The organism is Acidovorax delafieldii 2AN (assembly GCF_000175235.1).
Classification (GTDB): Bacteria; Pseudomonadota; Gammaproteobacteria; order Burkholderiales; family Burkholderiaceae_C; genus Acidovorax; species Acidovorax delafieldii_B.
This window is the reverse complement of sequence record NZ_ACQT01000551.1, coordinates 1-1,027: the sequence shown is the minus strand read 5'-3', so window position 1 is coordinate 1,027 and position 1,027 is coordinate 1. Positions and strand designations below refer to the sequence as shown.

The window sequence follows — 1,027 nt, the reverse complement described above, 5'->3', positions numbered from 1 at the left end:
GCCGGCGGTGCGGTGCTGGACGCCTGCATGGAGCTGCCCGAGGGCATCGGCTTCATCGCCCACGTCCGCGACACCGAGGGCAACACCATCGGGCTGCACGCCATGGCGCGCTGACCGACGCCTGCACACGCCAGGCGCCGCCAGAACGCCGCGCTGCTGACACACGGATGTCAGCAGCCGCAGTTTTCATGCCCCGCGCCCCGCCATTCCTTCCACCCTGACACGGGAGATCTGCATGCCCCCTGTGACCACCCAGGTCCCAGCCTTTCGCGTCGCCGGCATTTCGGTGCGCACCCGCAACAGCGACGAGATGGACTCCGCCACCGCCCGCATCGGTGGGCTGTGGGACCGTTTTTTTGACGAAAGCTGGGAGCACAAGCTGCCCCGCCCGGGCGCCGACGCCCGCATCTTTGGCGTGTACAGCGCTTACGAATCCAACGAACACGGCGCTTACGACGTCACTGCCGGCGTGGCCGCGCCCCCGGGCGCCGAACTGGTGGGCGGCGCGGGCACGGTGGACATCGAGGCGGGCGAATACCTGGTCTTCCACGGCCAGGGTGCCATGCCGCAGATGGTGCTGGATGCGTGGGGCGAGGTCTGGCGCTATTTTTCGCGCCACCCGCAGGTCCAGCGCCGCTTCGGCACCGACTTCGAGGCCTACGACGCGGTGGACCGCGTGGCCATCCACATCGGCGTGCAGGTGGCCGACGGCGCCAGTGCGGGCGCCTGGGCCGCGTTGGCGGATGCTCCTTGATTGATAGCTGGTGGCGCTTGATGTATAAGCGCCACAGGCCAGAAACACCCCAAACTGCAGCTTCGCACCATGCGCCGCGCCGACCGCCTGTTCCAGATCGTCCAGCTCATCCGCGGGCGGCGCCTGTCCACTGCCGCCTTCCTGGCCGAGCGGCTGGAGGTTTCGCCGCGCACCATCTACCGTGACGTGGCCGACCTGCAGCACCAGGGCGTGCCCATCGAGGGCGAAGCGGGCGTGGGCTACCGGCTGGGCGCGGGCTTCGAGCTGCCGCCG

General features: G+C 69.4%; 2 protein-coding genes. Both read left to right on the top strand.

The window, feature by feature from the left end; genetic code table 11:
- The first annotated feature begins 235 nt into the window (after window positions 1-235).
- Window positions 236-754: a GyrI-like domain-containing protein gene (locus tag ACDELDRAFT_RS22960; protein ID WP_005801606.1), complete on the top strand. Its 519-nt coding sequence runs from the start codon at window positions 236-238 to the stop codon at window positions 752-754.
- Between the two features lie 69 nt (window positions 755-823).
- On the top strand, window positions 824-1,027 hold a 204-nt coding region (locus tag ACDELDRAFT_RS22955; RefSeq protein WP_005801605.1), incomplete at its 3' end, for a helix-turn-helix transcriptional regulator.